Genomic DNA, 17,834 nt, shown 5'->3' with positions numbered 1-17,834 from the left:
TTGGTCGAATAGACCGCGGTATCGGTGCCTGCGCCGCCGACGATCAGGTCTGCTCCGCCGCCGCCCTTGAGGACGTCATTGCCGTTGTTGCCGAAGATGTTGTCGGCGCCGGCGGAGCCGGTGATGTGGTCGTCGGCCTTGCCTCCCAGGATCTGCAGCACGCCGCCGCCGAGCCCGACATCGCCACCCGAGGACGTCTCGGGGTTCGTGGTGAGGTCGATGGTGACTGGCGTTGTCACGTTCTGGAAGTTGAAGTCGTCGCCGACCGCCTGGAAGTCGTTGTCGTGGATGCCGGTAAAGGTCGTTCCGTTCGGAGCTCCGACCGAGATACCGGTGCCCGCCGAAACGAAGACGTTGTCGGTCACGCTGTGGGACGCATCGTCGTAGCTGTCGAGGTTGATGCCGCTACGAACGTACTCGAACGAGTTGTTGTTGATATCGAGATGCGAGCTGGTGCCGTCGGACCAGATACCACGTCCCCATGAGGCGTCACCGAAATTGCCGTGCGCATCACCGGTGAACGCATTGTGGTCGATCGTCACCGCTCCCGACACCGAGGTGTCGAGGCTGATTGCACGCGCGTCGGTCGCGCCGCCGGTGGTCTCGTTATAGAACACCGAGTTTGTAACCCGGTAATCGCCTGTGCCATGGAAACCGAGCGCCGGGCTCGACGAGCCCGTGGTTCCGGTGTTGTCATCGGCCAGGAACTCGATGCCGTCAAACGTGACGTTCTTGTCACCGAAGACCTGCACCTTGCCCAAGATGGCCGACTCCGTCGCTCCACGACCGTCGCCCGCGCCGTCGATCCCATGGTTGACGCCGAGGAACGTCAGCTGCTTGTCGTTGACGGAAACATCGCCGGCCCAGGTCCCAGCCGCGATCAGGATGATGTCGCCATCACCAGCTGCGTTGACCGCGTCCTGGATGGTTGCAAAGCCGCCGCTGCCGACCAGCAGGATGTGACCCGTCCCGCTGCTGACGACCTCGACCCCCACGAGGGTATCGGTGCCTTCGTTTGCGCCGGCATTGACAATCCAGCCGGACTGATTGCCCAACGTCGCACCAAGGTCCGCAACCGCCGTGAGCTTGTCGACCGTGATGTTGGTCGAATAGACCGCGGTATCGGTGCCTGCGCCGCCGACGATCAGGTCTGCTCCGCCGCCCCCCTTGAGGACGTCATTGCCGTTGTTGCCGAAGATGTTGTCGGCGCCGGCGGAGCCGGTGATGTGGTCGTCGGCCTTGCCTCCCAGGATCTGCAGCACGCCGCCGCCGAGCCCGACATCGCCACCCGAGGACGTCTCGGGGTTCGCGGTGAGGTCGATGGTGACTGGCGTTGTCACGTTCTGGAAGTTGAAGTCGTCGCCGACCGCCTGGAAGTCGTTGTCGTGGATGCCGGTAAAGGTCGTTCCGTTCGGAGCTCCGACCGAGATACCGGTGCCCGCCGAAACGAAGACGTTGTCGGTCACGCTGTGGGTCGCATCGCTGTAGCCGTCGAGGTTGATGCCGCTACGAACGTACTCGAACGAGTTGTTGTTGATATCGAGATGCGAGCTGGTGCCGTCGGACCAGATACCACGTCCCCATGAGGCGTCGCCGAAATTGCCGTGCGCATCACCGGTGAACGCATTGTGGTCGATCGTCACCGCTCCCGACACCGAGGTGTCGAGGCTGATTGCACGCGCGTCGGTCGCGCCGCCGGTGGTCTCGTTATAGAACACCGAGTTTGTAACCCGGTAATCGCCTGTGCCATGGAAACCGAGCGCCGGGCTCGACGAGCCCGTGGTTCCGGTGTTGTCATCGGCCAGGAACTCGATGCCGTCAAACGTGACGTTCTTGTCACCGAAGACCTGCACCTTGCCCAAGATGGCCGACTCCGCCGCTGCACGACCGTCGCCCGCGCCGTCGATCCCATGGTTGATGCCGAGGAACGTCAGCTGCTTGTCGTTGACGGAAATATCGCCAGCCCAGGTCCCAGCCGCGATCAGGATGGTGTCGCCATCACCAGCTGCGTCGACCGCCGCCTGGATGCTGGCATAGCCATTACCGGCGAGGATGAAGGTGTGGGTTCCATCGGTGATTTTTTCAACGCCGCTCAGGCGATCCACGCCGTCAGCGCCGGCGTTGACCACCCACTGGCCAGCGTCCTGGTCGTAAGTAATGTCAGCGCTGGTCAGCGTCACATTGTAGGTTGCGGTATCAAGTTCGCCGTGGCCGGTGAAAGTATCCGCGCCGCCGCCGCCGTGGAACACGATCGCCCCTGTGGAGCTGGCGCTGGACGCAACCTCGTCGGCACCAGCGGTGCCGTTGAGCGTCATGACCGACTGCGTCTCGTTGGTGATGTCGCCGTGGATCGCATTCTGCGATGCGCCGTCGACGGTGACGTTGGTCACGGTCACGATCGGACCGGCATTGGTTTGAGTCGGTTCGCCCGCCTGGATGCCGGTCGAGGTGTGGCCGGTGATCGATCCGTCATGGATGTTGACGGCACCACTGAAGGTGCCCGGCGTACCAGCATAGGATCCCTGGTCGCGAGCTTCCACGACGATGGCGCCGCCATTCGCCTGTCCACCGGAAACCACACCATCGGACGCGCCGACATCATGCAGCGTGAAATGGTCGATCTCGATGTTGGAATACGAGCCGTTCTTGAGATTGAGGTTGATGCCGTTGCCGGCATTGCCGTCCGCACCGAAAGCCGGTCCGCCGCCGTACTGACCGACATTGTCCATCGCAATGTTGGTGATATGCGCGTCGGAGAGTGTCTCGGCGTAGATGCCCTTCTGGGTTATGTCGGTGAACGAGGTCCCATCGATGACGACGTGGTCGGCATTGCCGACGGCCGATTGTCCGACAGTCGTATTCTTCTGGAAATAGACGCCGATATAGCTATCGGAAATAGCGCCATCGTTGAGGGTCAGCCCGCTCACTCCGGCGGCCGATCCCTTCCAATAGCCGAACACGGAATCGCTGATCGCGACGTCGTTAAACGTTGCGCCCGAGACGTTCATGTTGTCGGCGAACTGGACGCCATTCAGGAAGCCATCGAGGTGAAGACCCTCGATAGTGACGTTGTTGGCGGAAATCGTGACGCCGGATCCTGCCGCGCCGGTATAGGCAGCTGCCGTCTGGAGGAACGACGCCACGTCGCCATCGGCAATGCCGTTGTCGCTCTTGAACGTTCCGTGGATCGTTACATCGCCCATCGCCTTGATCGTGACGCCGGCGACATTGACGTCGATGTTCCCGTTGTAGTCGCCAGCCGCGACGAGGATGGTGTCGCCGGTATGTGCGGCGTTGATAGCAGCCTGAATGGTGCCGTAGCCGTTGCCGGCGAGGATAAAGGTGTGGCCGGCACTGTCAGTGATCTTCTCGACACCGCTGAGATGATCGACGCCTTCGGCCCCGGCATCGACGACCCACTGATGGTTGACCGTGTTGTATGTGATGTTCGCGCTGGTGAGCGCGACCCCGTAGGTCGCGGTATCGAGCTCGTTGTGGCCAACGAAGGTATCGGCCCCGGCGCCGCCATGAAATTCAATCGCACCGGTGGAGGTCACACTGGTCTCGATGTCGTCGGCCCCCGCAGTTCCCGTCACCGTCATCGTGGACTGGGTGACGTTGGCAATGCTGCCATGGAGGGCATTCTGCTCGGCCCCGGAGATGTCCACGTTGTTGACGATGACCATCGGACCGGCGTTGTTCTGGCCGGGTTCGCCGGCCTGGATTCCGGTCGAGGTCTGACCGTCAATCGTGCCGTCGTGAATGTTGACTGATCCGGTGAAGGTGCCGGGCGTCGACGCGTAGGAGCCCTGGTCCCTCGCCTCCACGACGATCGCACCACCGTTCTTGTCGCCGACCGGATGGCCTGCCTGATCGGCCTGGTCGGATGCGCCGGTGTTGGTGAGGTGGAAATGGTCGATCTCGACGTCGCTGTAGACGCCGTTCTTCAGATTGAGATCGATACCATTGCCGCCGGTACCCAGCGACCCGTCCAACGGGCCCGACCCGTACTGACCAACGTTGCTCATCGTGATGTTGGTGATGTGGGCGTCGGAAAGCGTCTCGGCGTAGATGCCCTTGCGGTTCAGGTCGCTGAACAGGGTGCCGTCGATCGTGACGTCGGTGGCCCCATTGGTGTTCGGCGCACTCGCAACATCCTGATTGAAGTCAATGCCGACGTAGCCGCCGCTGATCGAACCGCCGATGATGTTCAGGCCGTTGATACCCGCACTGATCGACTTTTCGTATCCGAAGACCGAATCCGAGATTGTGACGCCATCGAAGGTCGCACCCGCCGTGGTACGGCCATCGCCGAACTTGACGGCATGGTAGAAGCCGTCGACGTTAATGCCCCTCAGCGTGACGTTGTCGGCCGAGATGATGACGCCGTCATTTCCGGACACGTTAACGGTCGGGCTGCTGTTGCTGAGGAACGCGCTGAGTCCTCCGTCCGGGATGCCGTTGTCGGTCTTGAGCGTTCCCTGAACGGTCACCGCGCCGGCAGCCTCGATGGTCAGGCCACTGACGTTGACGTTGAGGTTCTCTTGGTAGACGCCGGCGGTGACGATGATGGTGTCGCCGGAATGCGAGGCGTTGATTGCGGCCTGGATGGTCGCATACTGCCCGCCGGCGCCGACGACCAGGACATTGTGGTCGTTGAATTGCAGCTTTTCAACGCTGTCGAGCGCGACGGTCTCGCCGCCCACCGTGACATTGAGGACGTGGTTCGCCCCCGTCGCGAAGGTCGCGGCCGAGACATTGGCGGTGAACACCGCAGTATCAACCCCGCTGCCGCCGTGCACGACGTCGCCGTTGTGCAGGTTGAAGAACGTATCGCTGCCGGCGTTGCCGGACAGGATGTTCGCGCCGACACCACCGGCGATGAAGTCGTCGCCGGATCCGCCGATCGCATTCTCGATCGAGGTCAGATTGCCGTTGAGACCGCCCGCCGCGTAGCCGCCGTCGAGGTCGATCAGCACGGACGCGCTGGCGCTCGAAGCGTCGTAGGTATCGTTGCCGCCGCGGCCGTCGATGTTGTCAGTACCGGCGGTGGCAAAGAAAGTGTTGTCGTTGGCGTCGCCGATCAGGGTGTCGTTGCCCGCGCTGCCCAGCACGTTTTCGACGTTGGCCAGCGTGTCTATTCCCGTGGCCGTCGAAACTGCAAGGCCGGAGGTCAAGTTGACGATCGAGCCCGCAGCGCCGGCTGCGGTCATGTCGATGGTGTCGATACCGCCGAGACCGTCGATATGATCGTTGCCCGCGCCGCCGTGCAGGATGTCGTTCCCTTCCGTACCGGTCACGTTGTAAGGGGTCGAGGTCGGGTCCGGATCGAACGAATAGGCCGTGTCGACGTCGCTGAAGGTGTTGCCGCCGACGCTGTTGGGTGTGTTGACGGTGCCGGAATCGACGACGCCGGTTTCGGTATGATTGATCGTATTGGCCGTCACGGTCGCGCCAGACGTGTTCACCAGATAGGCAAAGACGTCATTGGCGGTCGTGCCGTCGAAGGTGTTTCCGGAGATATTGAGGCTGCCGTGGCTGTCGAACACGAGAACGCCGACAACGTCGTTGCTGTCCGGCGTGAAGCCGATGCCGGAGATGTGGTTTCCGGTCACGGTGCCGGTCGAGCCTGAGGAAAGCTGAATGCCGTTCTGCGCGATGACGTTGTGAGGCCCGCCGCCGTCGATGTCGTTGTTGGTGAGGGTGGCGATCGTGTTGCGGGCGATGATCGCGGTCTTCTGGTAGTTCTCGATCGAGGAGTTGCTGACGGTAAAGGCGAGCGGTGACCCAACGGCGTTGGTGATCACGATGGCGTTGCCGTGCTGAACGCCGCTGAGCTCACCATCCGGCGACAGCGGATCGCGGATGCCGGTGACATCGACATGGTCGATCTGGCCGGTTGAGTTGGCGACCGCGATGCCGACGAAGTCGTTGCCGCTACCGCCGCCGCCGATCGTGTTGCCGCGGTCCGCGCCATCGATCTTGACGTTCTCGATGGTGATGTTGCTCGAGTTCGATACCGCGATCAGCGCATCTTGCAGCCGTCCCGTGGTGGCGTCGACCGCATTCTGCACGATTGAAGCCGGCGAGGTGATGACGACGCCAGCCTCGCTCTCGCCCTGCAACGTAAGGCCAACCCTGCCCGCGATGCTGACCTGCTCGTTGTAGACGCCGTTTTCGATGAAGATCGTGTCGCCATTGTTTGCGCTGTCAATTGCCGCCTGGATCGAGCCGCCTGCGTGAACAGTGATGGTCGCCATCTATCGTCTCCTCAATGAAAATTCGGCCTCGCGGACGCGGGCATAAGAATGCGATCGCGGACGAGACGGCCCGACGGGGGCTCATCCGCGTGGTTTGATTCTTGTGAAGATCTGCTGGCTCGATTGGTCCACCATCTCCGGCGGGCAGCGCGCTTCGATGCGCGCTCTACCCTGCTCGCCAGCATCAGCGCTTCGAAGAGCTGAAGCACCGTCGTCCGGAGATGTTGGGGATTACGTCATTGTCGCCCGACGGCTCATAGAAAAACTCCTTCCACAACGACACCTGTTCGCCGGTCCTCTTGCGGAACATCGGCGCACTCAAAAAAGCACAGAGTTACAAATTAACTCGAACTTAACGAAACCCATTAAACCGGAAATTGCAATCGAGCAAGTTCGACCTTAGGCGGCGGCGGCGTCACACTACCGTTAAGGTTACAACAACTTGAGATTGCTCACCCATACAATGGTAGTGCTTCTCCAATCGCTGCCGGGGCGGCCCATGTCTCGCTCGTTGAGCGCAACCATGGTTGACCGAAGCGGCCCTCATCTCGGCTAAACAGAAGCCTCTGTGCGATGGCCAAGGCTGGACTGCCGCACGAGCGTATCTTGCTAGAAATCGCATAAATTGATCGAGAGTTGACGCAGTAATCGTCAATCTTAATCGATCGCAAATTGCGGAATTATTTTAAGTCCCCGTTCAGCAGCCTTTTACGGTGCGCATTACTTAACCACGCAAATTAGGCTGAATTAACTGCCCCCCGCGTACATCTGCCCCAACAAAAAAACGGGGACGGCGGATGGCGGCGGGAAGTAATTCCGAGCCGGATACAAGCTATGTATCCGAGTTCGACAGGCTAAACTTGGCAATACAGTCGATGAGCTTGAGCTCTACAGCTCTCGCTACAGCATCGGCTCCGCTTCTCTGGCATCTCGGCGCCAGCGTTGCTGGCGGCGCCAACTTTTTGGGTGCCTGGGCTCAGAACGACGCCAGCGGCATCGTCATCAGCATCGTCGACGAGGGCGTGAACTATCTTCATGCCGATCTCGTCGGCAGCTACGACACCGCGATCGATTATGATCCGCGCGACCTCGGCGCTGACGACGCGATGCCGGACACGGCTGCCCAGCATCACGGCACCGAAGTCGCCAGCCTTATCGCCGGCAATATCAACAACAGTCTCGGAGCGGTCGGCGCGGCGCAAGGCGCCACCATTACCGGCAGCTACATGCGCTTCGGCGTGCTTTACGATCCCAGCGAGCTGGATGAACTGATTGCGCATCAGCAGAATTACGACGTCAGCAACAACAGCTGGGCCTTTACCGCGTCCTTTGCGGATGATTTCCATTCCAGCCAGTTTGCTTCCACCGCAGCTGCCCTGCAGGCCGATGTCGCCAACGGCCGTGACGGTCTCGGTACCGTCATGGTGTTCGCGGCCGGGAACGGCAAAATCCAGACCGCCAGCGGCAATGTCGGCGACGACGCCAACTTCCACAACTTCACCAATTCAAGGTTCACGATCACCGTCGGTGCGCACGATCAGAACGGTACGCCTGCGGTATTTTCCAATCCCGGCACCACGGTTTTGCTGACGGCACCCGGCCTTGGTCTTGTGGTTGACGACGGCACCGCGCCCGGCAGCACCAACACCGCCTACTTCTCGGGCACGTCGGGCGCAGCTCCGCTGGTCTCCAGCGCGGTCGCCCTGATGCTCGCCGCCAATCCCGAGCTCGGCTACCGCGACGTGCAGGAAATCCTGGCGATCAGCGCGACCTCCCGGCTCGACGGTCATTCGGCAGCGAATGGTTTCGACGGATTTAATGGTGGCGGGCTGATGTTCGACCGCAACGGCGGCTTCGGCATGCTCAACGCCAGCGCCGCCGTGGCGCTCGCGCGCAACTGGTCATACACCTCGACCTTCGCCAACGAGAAGCAACTGGACTTCTCCTTTGCCCCGACCGGCGACCTCGACCCGAACCACTCATCCCTCTCCTTCACGCTGACGCCGGCCGACGCCTCACTCGCAAAGTTCTCGATCGGCTACGTCGATATCGACCTTGCGATCAGCGACATCGATCTGAAGGATCTGCAGATCGATCTGATCTCGCCCGACGGCACCGTTTCCGAACTGGTCGAGAACCTGACCCAGGTCGGCAGCAAGACCTATCTGAGCTTCACCTTCGGCTCCGTCCAGTTCATGGGTGAAAATCCCTACGGGACCTGGACGCTGCAGTTCTCCCATGCGACGCCGACCGATACCTTCACCATCGATCAGGCGGACGTCCACGTCTATGGCGACGCTCGCACCGCCGACGACACGTACTACTACACATCGAGCTACGCCTCGCTGGCCCTCGCCGATGCGTCCCGCATGCACGCGGTCGATACCGACGGCGGCAACGACACGCTCAATTTCGCCGCGGGCGATCAGGCCGTCGTTCTCGACCTGTCGGGAGCGACCGCGAGCTCCTTCCAGAACACCGCGATTGTACTCGACGGCGATTTCGAGAACGTCATCGGTACCATGTACAACGACGTTCTGACCGGTTCCTCGGCAGCCAACAAGCTGGTCGGCGATTTCGGCGATGATGTTATCTCGGGTGGCGCGGGCGACGACATCCTGCTTGGCGGGGCCGGCAATGACACGCTGAACGGCGGCACCGGCTCGAACACCATCGACGGCGGTGACGGCGTCGACACGGCCGTCTATGCGGACGCCTGGTCCGATTACGACATCAGCTTCGATTCCGCGAGCGGGTCGTACCGCATCTCGCACCACGGATCGTCCGACGTCGACACCGTGACCGGGGTCGAACTGTTCAAGTTTCTCGGATCCGGATCGCAAGTCGACGTGCGGCTTTCCCAGAGCGAGCTCTTGACCGGATCGGCTCCGAGCATCGCGTCCGTCGTGGCCTCGACTGCCCAGCATGGTATTGGGGTCGCCGCGCAGAGCTTCTCGCCGGTCGCGACGATCACGGCGACGGATCCCAATCTGGTGGTTGGCGATCAGCTGACATTCAGCCTGGTCAATGCCGACGGATCGCCCTATTCAGGCGCTTTCTCGATCACGCAGACCAGCGCGACAACGGCAGAGATCTTTTCGAGCGACGCGTCGGCGACCGGGATCGTCTATGTGTCGATCCACGATCTGGCCGGACATACGGTGTCCCAGCAGATTGATTTGTCTCAACCCACGCCGGCACAGGCCGCCGACATCGCGGGCGCGACCCAGCACGATTTCAACGGCGACGGCAAGAGCGACATTGTCCTGCTGGGTGACAATGGCACGGCGACGCGCTGGGATGACGGCGCACCCGCCGGCGCGCAACAGATCGCGTCTTCCAGCGTCGCCTCCAGCGGCTGGCATCTCGCAGGTACCGGCGATTTCGACGGCAACGGCAAGAGCGACATTCTCTGGGTCAACGACACCACCGGCCGGGTGTCGATCTGGGATAATGGCGATATCGCCGGAGCACACCTGATCGCTCCTGTCGGCACCATCTCGGGCGGCTGGCATTTTGCCGGCACCGGAGATTTCGACGGCAACGGCAAGAGCGACATTCTCTGGGTCAACGACACCACCGGCCGGGTGTCGATCTGGGACAATGGCAATTTGGCCGCCGCCCACCTCGTCGCTCCCGTCGGCGCCATCTCCGACGGCTGGCACTTCGCCGGCACCGGCGACTTCGACGGCAACAACAAGAGCGACATCCTTTGGGTCAACGACAACACCGGCCGGGTATCGATCTGGAGCAACGGCGAAATCTCCGGCGCTCACCTTACCGCGCCCGTCGGTGCGATCTCCGAAGGCTGGCACTTCGCCGGAACCGGCGACTTCGACGACAACGGCCGGAGCGACATTCTGTGGGTCAACAGCAACACCGGCCGGGCGTCGATCTGGAGCAACGGTGATATCGCCGGCGCCAATCTCATCGCGCCTGTCGGCACCCTCTCGGGCGGCTGGCATTCCGCCGGTACCGGCGACTTCGACGGCAACGGCCGTGCCGATATTCTTTGGCAGAACAGCAACACCGGCGCGGTGTCGATCTGGGATAACGGCAGCCTCGCGCACGCTCACATCATTGCCGCGTCCGTCAGCGGGCTGCATATCGTGTAAGCGGGCTGGGAAAAGAGCTGGGCAGAGCCCGTGCGATGCTCATCATTTGAAATTCGCCGAGCCCATGGCACGCGGCCGCAAGGTCAGTGACGAGTACACGGTCCCGCTGTGCCGCGCCCATCACCAGGAGCTGCATCGGCAGGGTAATGAACGGTCTTGATGGGCGAACCTGCAGATCGAGCCATTGCGAATGGCGCAAGAACTATGGGCGGCAAGTCCCATTCATAAGCGGCTTGCTACCGTCGGTAGAAGATCCACTCCCTCCGGACCTGGATCGGATGCTTCTACGCAATGAACGGCTAATTCCGAACCGGCGCGATGCGTTCTGTTGCGCTCATGAGGCAACTTCGGCGATCCGCTGCAAGTAGGCTTTGGTGATCGGAAAGCGTCGTAGCCAGCCCAGTTCGGAAAGAGAGGCCCTTTCGCCTGGCCAAAATGCGGCGCCTGCCTTCGTTGTAGAGCTTGCGATTTGCGTTGACCGCCACGTAAGTTATGATCCTTTGGTTGAGTTTCCGAAGCGATCGCCATTATCAAGTCAGTACATATTTGAGATGGTAATATGAAAATCTGGATCTACACAGACACAAGGAAGAACGTTGGCGACCCTCAGCACCTGAAGGTCTTTGCAACCAGCGCGGCCGCGCAGCCGTGGCTTAAGCAGAATGACCCCGAGGGCGCAGCATTCGCTTACGAGATTATCTTGGGTCCGGGTTACCTGGCCAAGACACTCCTGGTTCTTTCCGTTTTGCTTTTGGGCCTCGCCGATCTCTTCACCACTAACACAATCCTCAATCTCGGCCTCGGTGAACTGAACCCGTTTATGCACATTGCACAAACATGGCTTGGTCCTTGGTGGCTCATTCCAAAGCTCGGCTTGACTTATCTCATGATGTGGTTGCTTTGGCGCAGTAACAATCCTTACAACATCGCTCTGGTAGTAGCGTTCTGCTGTACGCCTGTCCTCAACAACTTGCTCATTATCGCTGGAAAGAGCTGACCCGCCACGCTCGATGGAGCGATTAGTCTCGTTTTCATCCTTTATGCACGGCGGCCCGTTGTTCCTCACGAGGACTTCGGCACGGTGCCGCAAGAATGAGCGGAGATGTCCCATTGGCGTTCGTAGCCGGGTGGACCATCTTGAGATGGTCGTCTGGCCCTACCCCGTAGACTTGTTTTGTCGTGCGATAGGCCCTCAAGCAAATTCTCGGTGTGCAGGATCTCGCCGCATTAACTCGGCTCTTCCGACAGGCTAGAAGACGGGATAGATCGAAGGTAATCTCACTTGCGGCTACCAGGGGGGAACGGTTGACGCGTTTTGCGGTAATGCCGCGGTGGCTCGGTGCGGCTATAATTTCGGCCTTCGCGGTCTCGGCTTTCGCTTTCTTCATTCTTGCCGAGACCGCACCACCAGAACGCATCGGTGGTCGGTATAGTGACGTAAACGCCTACCTTGATATCTTAACGCTCATGCGTGGCGGCTCCGGATATTATAGAGCTGTCCATGACACGCTTCTTGCCCATAGCTATGGCACGACGTCGGTATTCAACTGGCGGACGCCGGCGTGGCTCGAATTGCTGGCACTTTTCCCATCCATCGCGTGGGCACAAGCTCTGCTAATGGGGGTGGCATTAGTGTCGCTATTTCTCGCATATGGAATGGTCCGCAAAAGCGGAAACTCTTTTCTTGCGCTAGCTGCGGTACTCGGCATCCTTCCCAGTATTGCGCTCATTGCCGGCCCCCACGGCGTCGTGTTGACTGAAGTTGTGGCTGGATTACTGATTTTATTTTCGATAGTCAGCTATGGAAACGATCGATGGGTTGCCGGTCTGCTGGCAGCATTGGCGGCGCTCTTCGTTCGCGAACTCACCGCCCCCTATATCCTGATCTGCATCGCTTTCGCCGTCTACCGTAAGAACCGTCGAGAACTTGCCGGCTGGACAATCGGTCTCTTGGCCTATTGCGTGTACTTCGAGTGGCACCGGTTCAAGATCATGCAACAATTAGGGCCACACGAGATATCCTATCCCGACGGTTGGATGAGGTTTGGCGGGATGAGATTCGTCCTTGAGACGGCTCACTTTAACGGCCTTCTGGATCTGACGCCGCTATTGATAACGGCGATACTTCTGCCGGCCGCGCTGATGGGTCTCTTCGCGTGGCGCCAAGGTCTAAGGGCGGCGACTACGGTAGCGGCGTATCTCTGCATCTTTGCCGTGGCCGGAAAGCCCTTCAATTTCTATTGGGGAGCACTGTATACGCCATTACTCATGCTCGGGCTGCCATGGGCCGTCCCGGCGGTGTATGAGGCGCTAGCACCAAGGAAGCCGGTCAGCTAGCACAAGATCTTCCCAAGCATTCGTCCCCGTCCTGGCCTGGGAGAAATACCGCCCAGCAACAGGACGCTGTTCCTGACTTCACCGTCAAGGGAAGGTCAGCGCGGTCGGCTCGCGATGTAGACGTCTGCAATCCTGGAACTCGCGACACGTTCGAGGCCCGGCGCGGTAACAGCGCTTTGGCAAGTACCGTGAATATCGACGACGACGTTGAAATGATCGCGCCAATGAGCGATGACGCCGGCCCCCAACGCCAGCAAATCAGCTTTCGACTGTGCGGTTTCCATCAGCCATTCGGACTTCGCAATCGTCTGGGGTGCGGCCGCGATCGCTGGGTCCCGCGCGCGCAACGGCTGCAGGCCCTGTCCAGCGAACAAGGTGTTAACTTGCGCACGACGATCGATGACCACGAAGGTCGACAGATTGTATTCGAAGTCGATGTCCGGATCACGACAATTGGGTGGCGTCACGGCGAGGACACTCGAACCGAGTGGAACGGCGGAGAACGCCGTCCTCATTTCGGCGACATCCTCGTTATATGACCTCCATGCCGGAATTATCACCGCGAGCCGTATACAGGCGAACGCGACGGCCGCAGCTGAGATGACGGCGGTCAGATGCCTGGGCTCAGGGACACGCACGACGGTCGCGCTGAGCGCTAGGCAGACCCAAAGCTCGACCAGACGAGCATCTACAAAGTTAGCCGTGCCGATCGACGAAGGCGCGAAAACGGCCAAGATGACGAAGCCGAAGACGGCGTACCGTGCCGGTTTGGCGACAACAACAAGGCGCGTGGCAAACAGTGCCAGGATCATCGCCGCCATTCCGGCACCCCATGGGATATCGTACGAGAGGCCGCTAAAGAAAGGCGCTACGAGCATCCAGGATTTTTGCCCCTCTAGTTGATAACCGCTCTGCATTGGCGGCATGAACCAGATCAGCACCAGCGCAACAGCGACGTAAAGCGGTGACAGCAGAGCGCGCACGAATGTCGTCCTGAACAACTCTCCGCGGTGCGGCGTCGCCTCTAAAAGCCCGAAAATGACACAAAAACCCGCGAGCGCCAGTAAATGGCAGAAGAACATCGCGACAGCGGCCGCGTTGAGGATCAAGAGATCGCGCACAATCCGTCGGCGCTCGTTTGCTGCCCACCAAGCGAGTGCAATCAGAGCAACGCCGATGCCGATCCCATAGTTTACGAGCCCCACCGTTGTAACGAGGTTGTAGCTGAGCACTGGTGCGATGAGGATCGTTGGCGACGGCTTCTGCGCCCATGTGCCATGCAAAAACCAAACGCCGACTGCCGGGAGCCAGAACGACAGTGTGAATGTGAGCCGTACGATGGTCTCGACACTCAAAGCCGGCGCCAATGCCATATAGATGAGATCGATCCCAAGATTTGGAATCACGCCCCATTCGACACGGTAAAAGGTGTTGAGCGGATCGGACGCCGGCATAGCAAGAACGGTCAGCCGAGCCCAGTGATTGACGAGGTCGGCCGTGCGAGGGATCGGGAATAGCACTGGCAGCGTCATCAGCGCGAGTAGCGCGAAATAGCCCGCACGCAGGTCGAATACTGCTGTCCATTCCGCCGATCGCTTCGCGTTCATCTCCGCTTACCTATCGAGTTGTGCAGATCCGATGCCTACCCTGGACGATCGCCACGAACTCGCTGAGCAACACATGGCTCCGCTGGAAGATGCCGAAGATCTTGAGATTGATGAGCCAAAGCAGCTCGGAGTTCGGCGCGTATTGCAGGGCCTACACAGCGAGCTCGGTGCCACGCGCGGCCGCAAACAGCACACACGGTCTGGAATTGCAGCTTGAAAAGGCGACTCAAGAAACGAGCCATGCGTCATGAAACGAATGGCTCGTCTTAGGTCTAAACCATTTAGCTCGTCTTGATGCTCCTGCCTGGCCGCGCAGCGTCGACGGCGCGTTACGGCTGATTGTTCGGCGGCCGCTCGATGAACTTCCGGCTGCCGTTGAGCAGCTCGAGGTTATTGGCGATCACCGGATTGCCCGGATCGAGCGAGTAAGCCTCCTCGAACTTGCGCCGCGCCCCGTTCAGATTGCCGCGTAGCATGTACGAATATCCCTGGTCGTTCAGCACCTGGACGGTCTTGCCGCCAATCCGGATCGCTTGCGCATAGGCTTGGTCCGCCAGATCGAAGCGGCGGATCCGGTCATAGCTGGCGGCGAGCCCGACCCACGCCGTCACGTCCTTCGGCGATTTCTCGACCGCGTCCTTGAAATAGCGCTGCGCCATTCCGTAGTTGCCGCGGTTGAAATGCTCGAGACCAAGCCGCACCGGCTCGTCCGACGGATAATACTTGACGTCGGTCGGCTCTTGCACGGGGTCCCCGCCCGGCGGATCCACCGGGGCGACGATCGCAGCCTCCCTCGTCGTATAGTCACATGCCGCCAGGCCGGTCCCCAACCAGCAGCAGGCCAGCATCAGAAATATACGCCGCATCGTCTTTGTCCCTCGCGCGGCCCAGCGGACTCACTGCACCGAAACATAAAATAACATCACTAATCTAATTTAACCAAAGAACGCTACCTGCTCCCCGCTCCGCCGACCGGCACCGATACACCCGAAGCTGTTCCCTGCGGCAAGCCATTCACGTTGACGGTCGAAGTAAGCGGAGGCGGCTGGCCCATCGCTTCCGTCGGATTGCCCATGTTCGGAAGCTGGTCCAGCGGACGTTGCTGAGTGCCATAGCGTGTCACGGCAGGGCCGACACGCCGTGCATCATAGGCGATCCGGCGGTCACCGACGTACCGCGGCCACGGATTGATCGTGTGGGTGGCGGCGTTGACTTCCTTGGCGTTGCCCGCGCTCATCGTGATGGTCTCGGAACGCTGGACATAACGGTCCATCTCGTCATGACCGAAGACGCCGTAGCATCCCCCGAGCAGGAGCGGTGCGAGCAGAGCCAGATACCTGATGGTCATCGCTCGCCTCCTCAGTTCAGGGTTTTCACGACCGGCTGGTTCGCACCAACGGCCGGTGGCGGAGCAGGCACGATCGCATTCGGCGCGATGATGTGGCCATAGGGCCCCTTCACGTCGCCGCCGGAGTTGACGTAGTCGTCGTAACGCTTGCGGACTTCCATCTGGCCGTTGAGGAAGAAGTCGACGTCGTTGGCCGGCAGGCGGGAGTCGAGCGGCGAAGCCAACTGCTGGCCGGGCGCCGCCGGCGCCACCAGGCGCGGCGTCACGATGATGACGAGGTCGGTTTCTTCCTGCTGGTAGGACTTGCTGCTGAACAAGGTGCCGATCACCGGCACCGAGCCGATCCAGGGCAGCTGCGAAACGTCCTGCCGGTTGCGAGTCTGCAGCAGGCCGGCGATCGCGAAGCTCTGGCCGTCGCGCAGCTCGACCGTGGTGCGTGCGTCACGGCGGGTCAGCGCAGGAACCTGTGTTCCCTGAATCGACACTGCGTTTGCAAAATCAAGCTCGCTCACCGACGGCTCGACCCGAAGATTGATCACGCCGCGCGAGAGCACGGTAGGGACAAAGGCGAGCTCGACGCCGAACTTCTTGTATTCGATCGATATGGTGGGAAAGTTGCCCGATGTCGTAGACGGGACTGGCACCGGAAATTCACCGCCGGCCAGGAAGCGGGCTGCATCTCCCGACAGCGTCGTCAAATTTGGCTCGGCCAGCCGGCGAGCCAGTCCCTTTTGCTCCAACGCCGTAATCAGCAGATCGACCGACCCCCCGTTGCTGGTTCTGACGATACTGGTCAACAGACTTCCGAACGGGGTCGGAGATACACCGGAGGCGCCAACGAGCGTTCCTATCGTACCGAGTATTGGGAGGCTCCCCGTCGGTGGAGCGCCGACGGGTCCATTACTATTGATGCCACCAATTGGCTCTCGGATTGCCGTGGCCGCGCCGAAGCCCGTGTTCCCGACATTGGTGCCATTGGCGTTCGCGGCATAGAGGTTAACACCTAGGTTGCGTCCGGCCTGCCGGTTGACCTCGAGGAAGCGCACTTCGAGCATCACCTGTTGGGGCGCCGCGACGCTCATCGCATTGACGACGACCGCCCCTTTCGAAACGGTGCTGCTGGCGATCGCCATCGCGCGCTCGGCGGTGACGGCGTCGGCAGCCGTCCCGCTCAGCACCACCTGGCCTTCGGAGGACGAAACACGAATGCCCTGGCCGCCGGTGCTGTTGCGGATATTCTGCTGCAGATTGCCGGTGTCGATCCCGACCTCGACGTCGAGAATGCCGATCTGCTTCATCGAGCTGTCGAACAGGATGACGTTGGTGGTGCCGGTCTGCTTGCCCTGGATGTAGATCAGGTGGTCGCTCAGCGACTTCACGTCGACGATCTCGGGCGAGCCCGCCACGATCGTCGAAAAAGCGGTATCGACCCGGAAGGTGCGCGACTTGTTGACGGTCAACTTGACGCGCTGGACGTCGCTCATGTCGCTGACGAACACGCCGCCGCCGGAAGCCCGCCGGTCTGCCGCCCTTGCGCGGTCAGCGGATGGGAAAAAGGCAAGCCCGGCCCCAAGAGCCACCAGGCTCAAGGCGAAAAGACCACGTTCCGCGCTACCCCAAACGCGACCGCTACTCATTTCAATCCCCTCCACCGCTGATTCGCGGCTAACCCGTAAATTTACGGCCTCGGCTTTATGAACCCACTCCTTCGCACACTACGCAACGGAGCTTACAATGTGTCCGACTACAAATAGTTACCAATGAATTCCTAGTCTCGGCGTGCGCTGATCGAGCGCACCTAAGGAGATCAGTCTCCGCTGGGGACACCTCTCCCGCCGGCCGCCAACGCGGCGCTGAGATCATCATCCGGTGCGCGCTCCGTTGGCAAGGCGAGAGGGCTGCCGCGAGGTCGCAAGCCCTTAGAAAACTGCCCAATGTTGCCAGTGAGCACCACTTTTGGCGGCCCTCCCAGGCATGCCACCCGAGCGCGAGCGTCCTAGCTGCGCATATTGGCCCAGTCCTGGCCGGGCAAGACGACCCTCCACTTCCGCGGTCATCCGACCGAATGAATTTCTTCAGCTTTTGGGTGGCATCCAGTTTGGTGCTATCCGCCACGACCGCGACACTTGCGACCAGATAGGCATTGCGCGGCGCAGGAGGCGCATAC

8 protein-coding genes are annotated in these 17,834 nt (G+C 60.8%); 3 read left to right on the top strand and 5 right to left on the bottom strand.

Features of this window, described 5'->3' with window-relative positions; all coding sequences use genetic code 11:
• Positions 1-6,260, bottom strand: a 6,260-nt coding sequence (locus JQ633_RS34380; protein WP_211990266.1) for a calcium-binding protein, incomplete at its 3' end; no start/stop codon positions are given.
• Between the two features lie 962 nt (positions 6,261-7,222).
• On the opposite strand from JQ633_RS34380, the gene JQ633_RS34375 reads away from it, so the two are divergent.
• The 3 genes from JQ633_RS34375 to JQ633_RS34360 all read left to right on the top strand — a co-directional run bounded on the left by JQ633_RS34375 (position 7,223) and on the right by JQ633_RS34360 (position 12,712).
• A complete protein-coding gene (locus JQ633_RS34375) occupies positions 7,223-10,375 on the top strand; it encodes a S8 family serine peptidase (protein WP_211990265.1) in 3,153 nt (1,050 codons plus the stop codon).
• Positions 10,376-10,934: 559 nt separating this feature from the next.
• The gene (locus JQ633_RS34365) at positions 10,935-11,372 is read left to right on the top strand and encodes a DUF5658 family protein (protein WP_211990264.1); all 438 of its coding nucleotides are present in this window, start codon (positions 10,935-10,937) and stop codon (positions 11,370-11,372) included.
• A 308-nt stretch (positions 11,373-11,680) separates the two neighbouring features.
• Entirely contained in the window at positions 11,681-12,712 is a 1,032-nt protein-coding gene (locus tag JQ633_RS34360) for a hypothetical protein (protein ID WP_211990263.1), read from the top strand.
• A gap of 95 nt (positions 12,713-12,807) precedes the next feature.
• On the opposite strand, the gene JQ633_RS34355 is transcribed toward JQ633_RS34360, so the two are convergent.
• The 4 genes from JQ633_RS34355 to JQ633_RS34340 form a co-directional block, all read right to left on the bottom strand.
• Complete coding sequence (locus JQ633_RS34355) at positions 12,808-14,319, bottom strand: hypothetical protein (RefSeq protein ID WP_211990262.1); 1,512 nt, start codon at positions 14,317-14,319, stop codon at positions 12,808-12,810.
• 329 nt (positions 14,320-14,648) lie between these two features.
• The gene (locus tag JQ633_RS34350; protein WP_211990261.1) at positions 14,649-15,185 is read right to left on the bottom strand and encodes a tetratricopeptide repeat protein; all 537 of its coding nucleotides are present in this window, start codon (positions 15,183-15,185) and stop codon (positions 14,649-14,651) included.
• A gap of 83 nt (positions 15,186-15,268) precedes the next feature.
• A complete protein-coding gene (locus JQ633_RS34345) occupies positions 15,269-15,667 on the bottom strand; it encodes a hypothetical protein (protein ID WP_211990260.1) in 399 nt (132 codons plus the stop codon).
• An 11-nt stretch (positions 15,668-15,678) separates the two neighbouring features.
• Complete coding sequence (locus tag JQ633_RS34340; protein WP_211990259.1) at positions 15,679-17,304, bottom strand: type II and III secretion system protein family protein; 1,626 nt, start codon at positions 17,302-17,304, stop codon at positions 15,679-15,681.
• Positions 17,305-17,834 lie beyond the last annotated feature (530 nt).

It is taken from the genome of Bradyrhizobium tropiciagri (assembly GCF_018130505.1).
Taxonomy (GTDB): domain Bacteria; phylum Pseudomonadota; class Alphaproteobacteria; order Rhizobiales; family Xanthobacteraceae; genus Bradyrhizobium; species Bradyrhizobium tropiciagri_B.
Note: the sequence above shows the minus strand (reverse complement) of the source record. Positions and strands in the feature narration are given on the sequence as shown.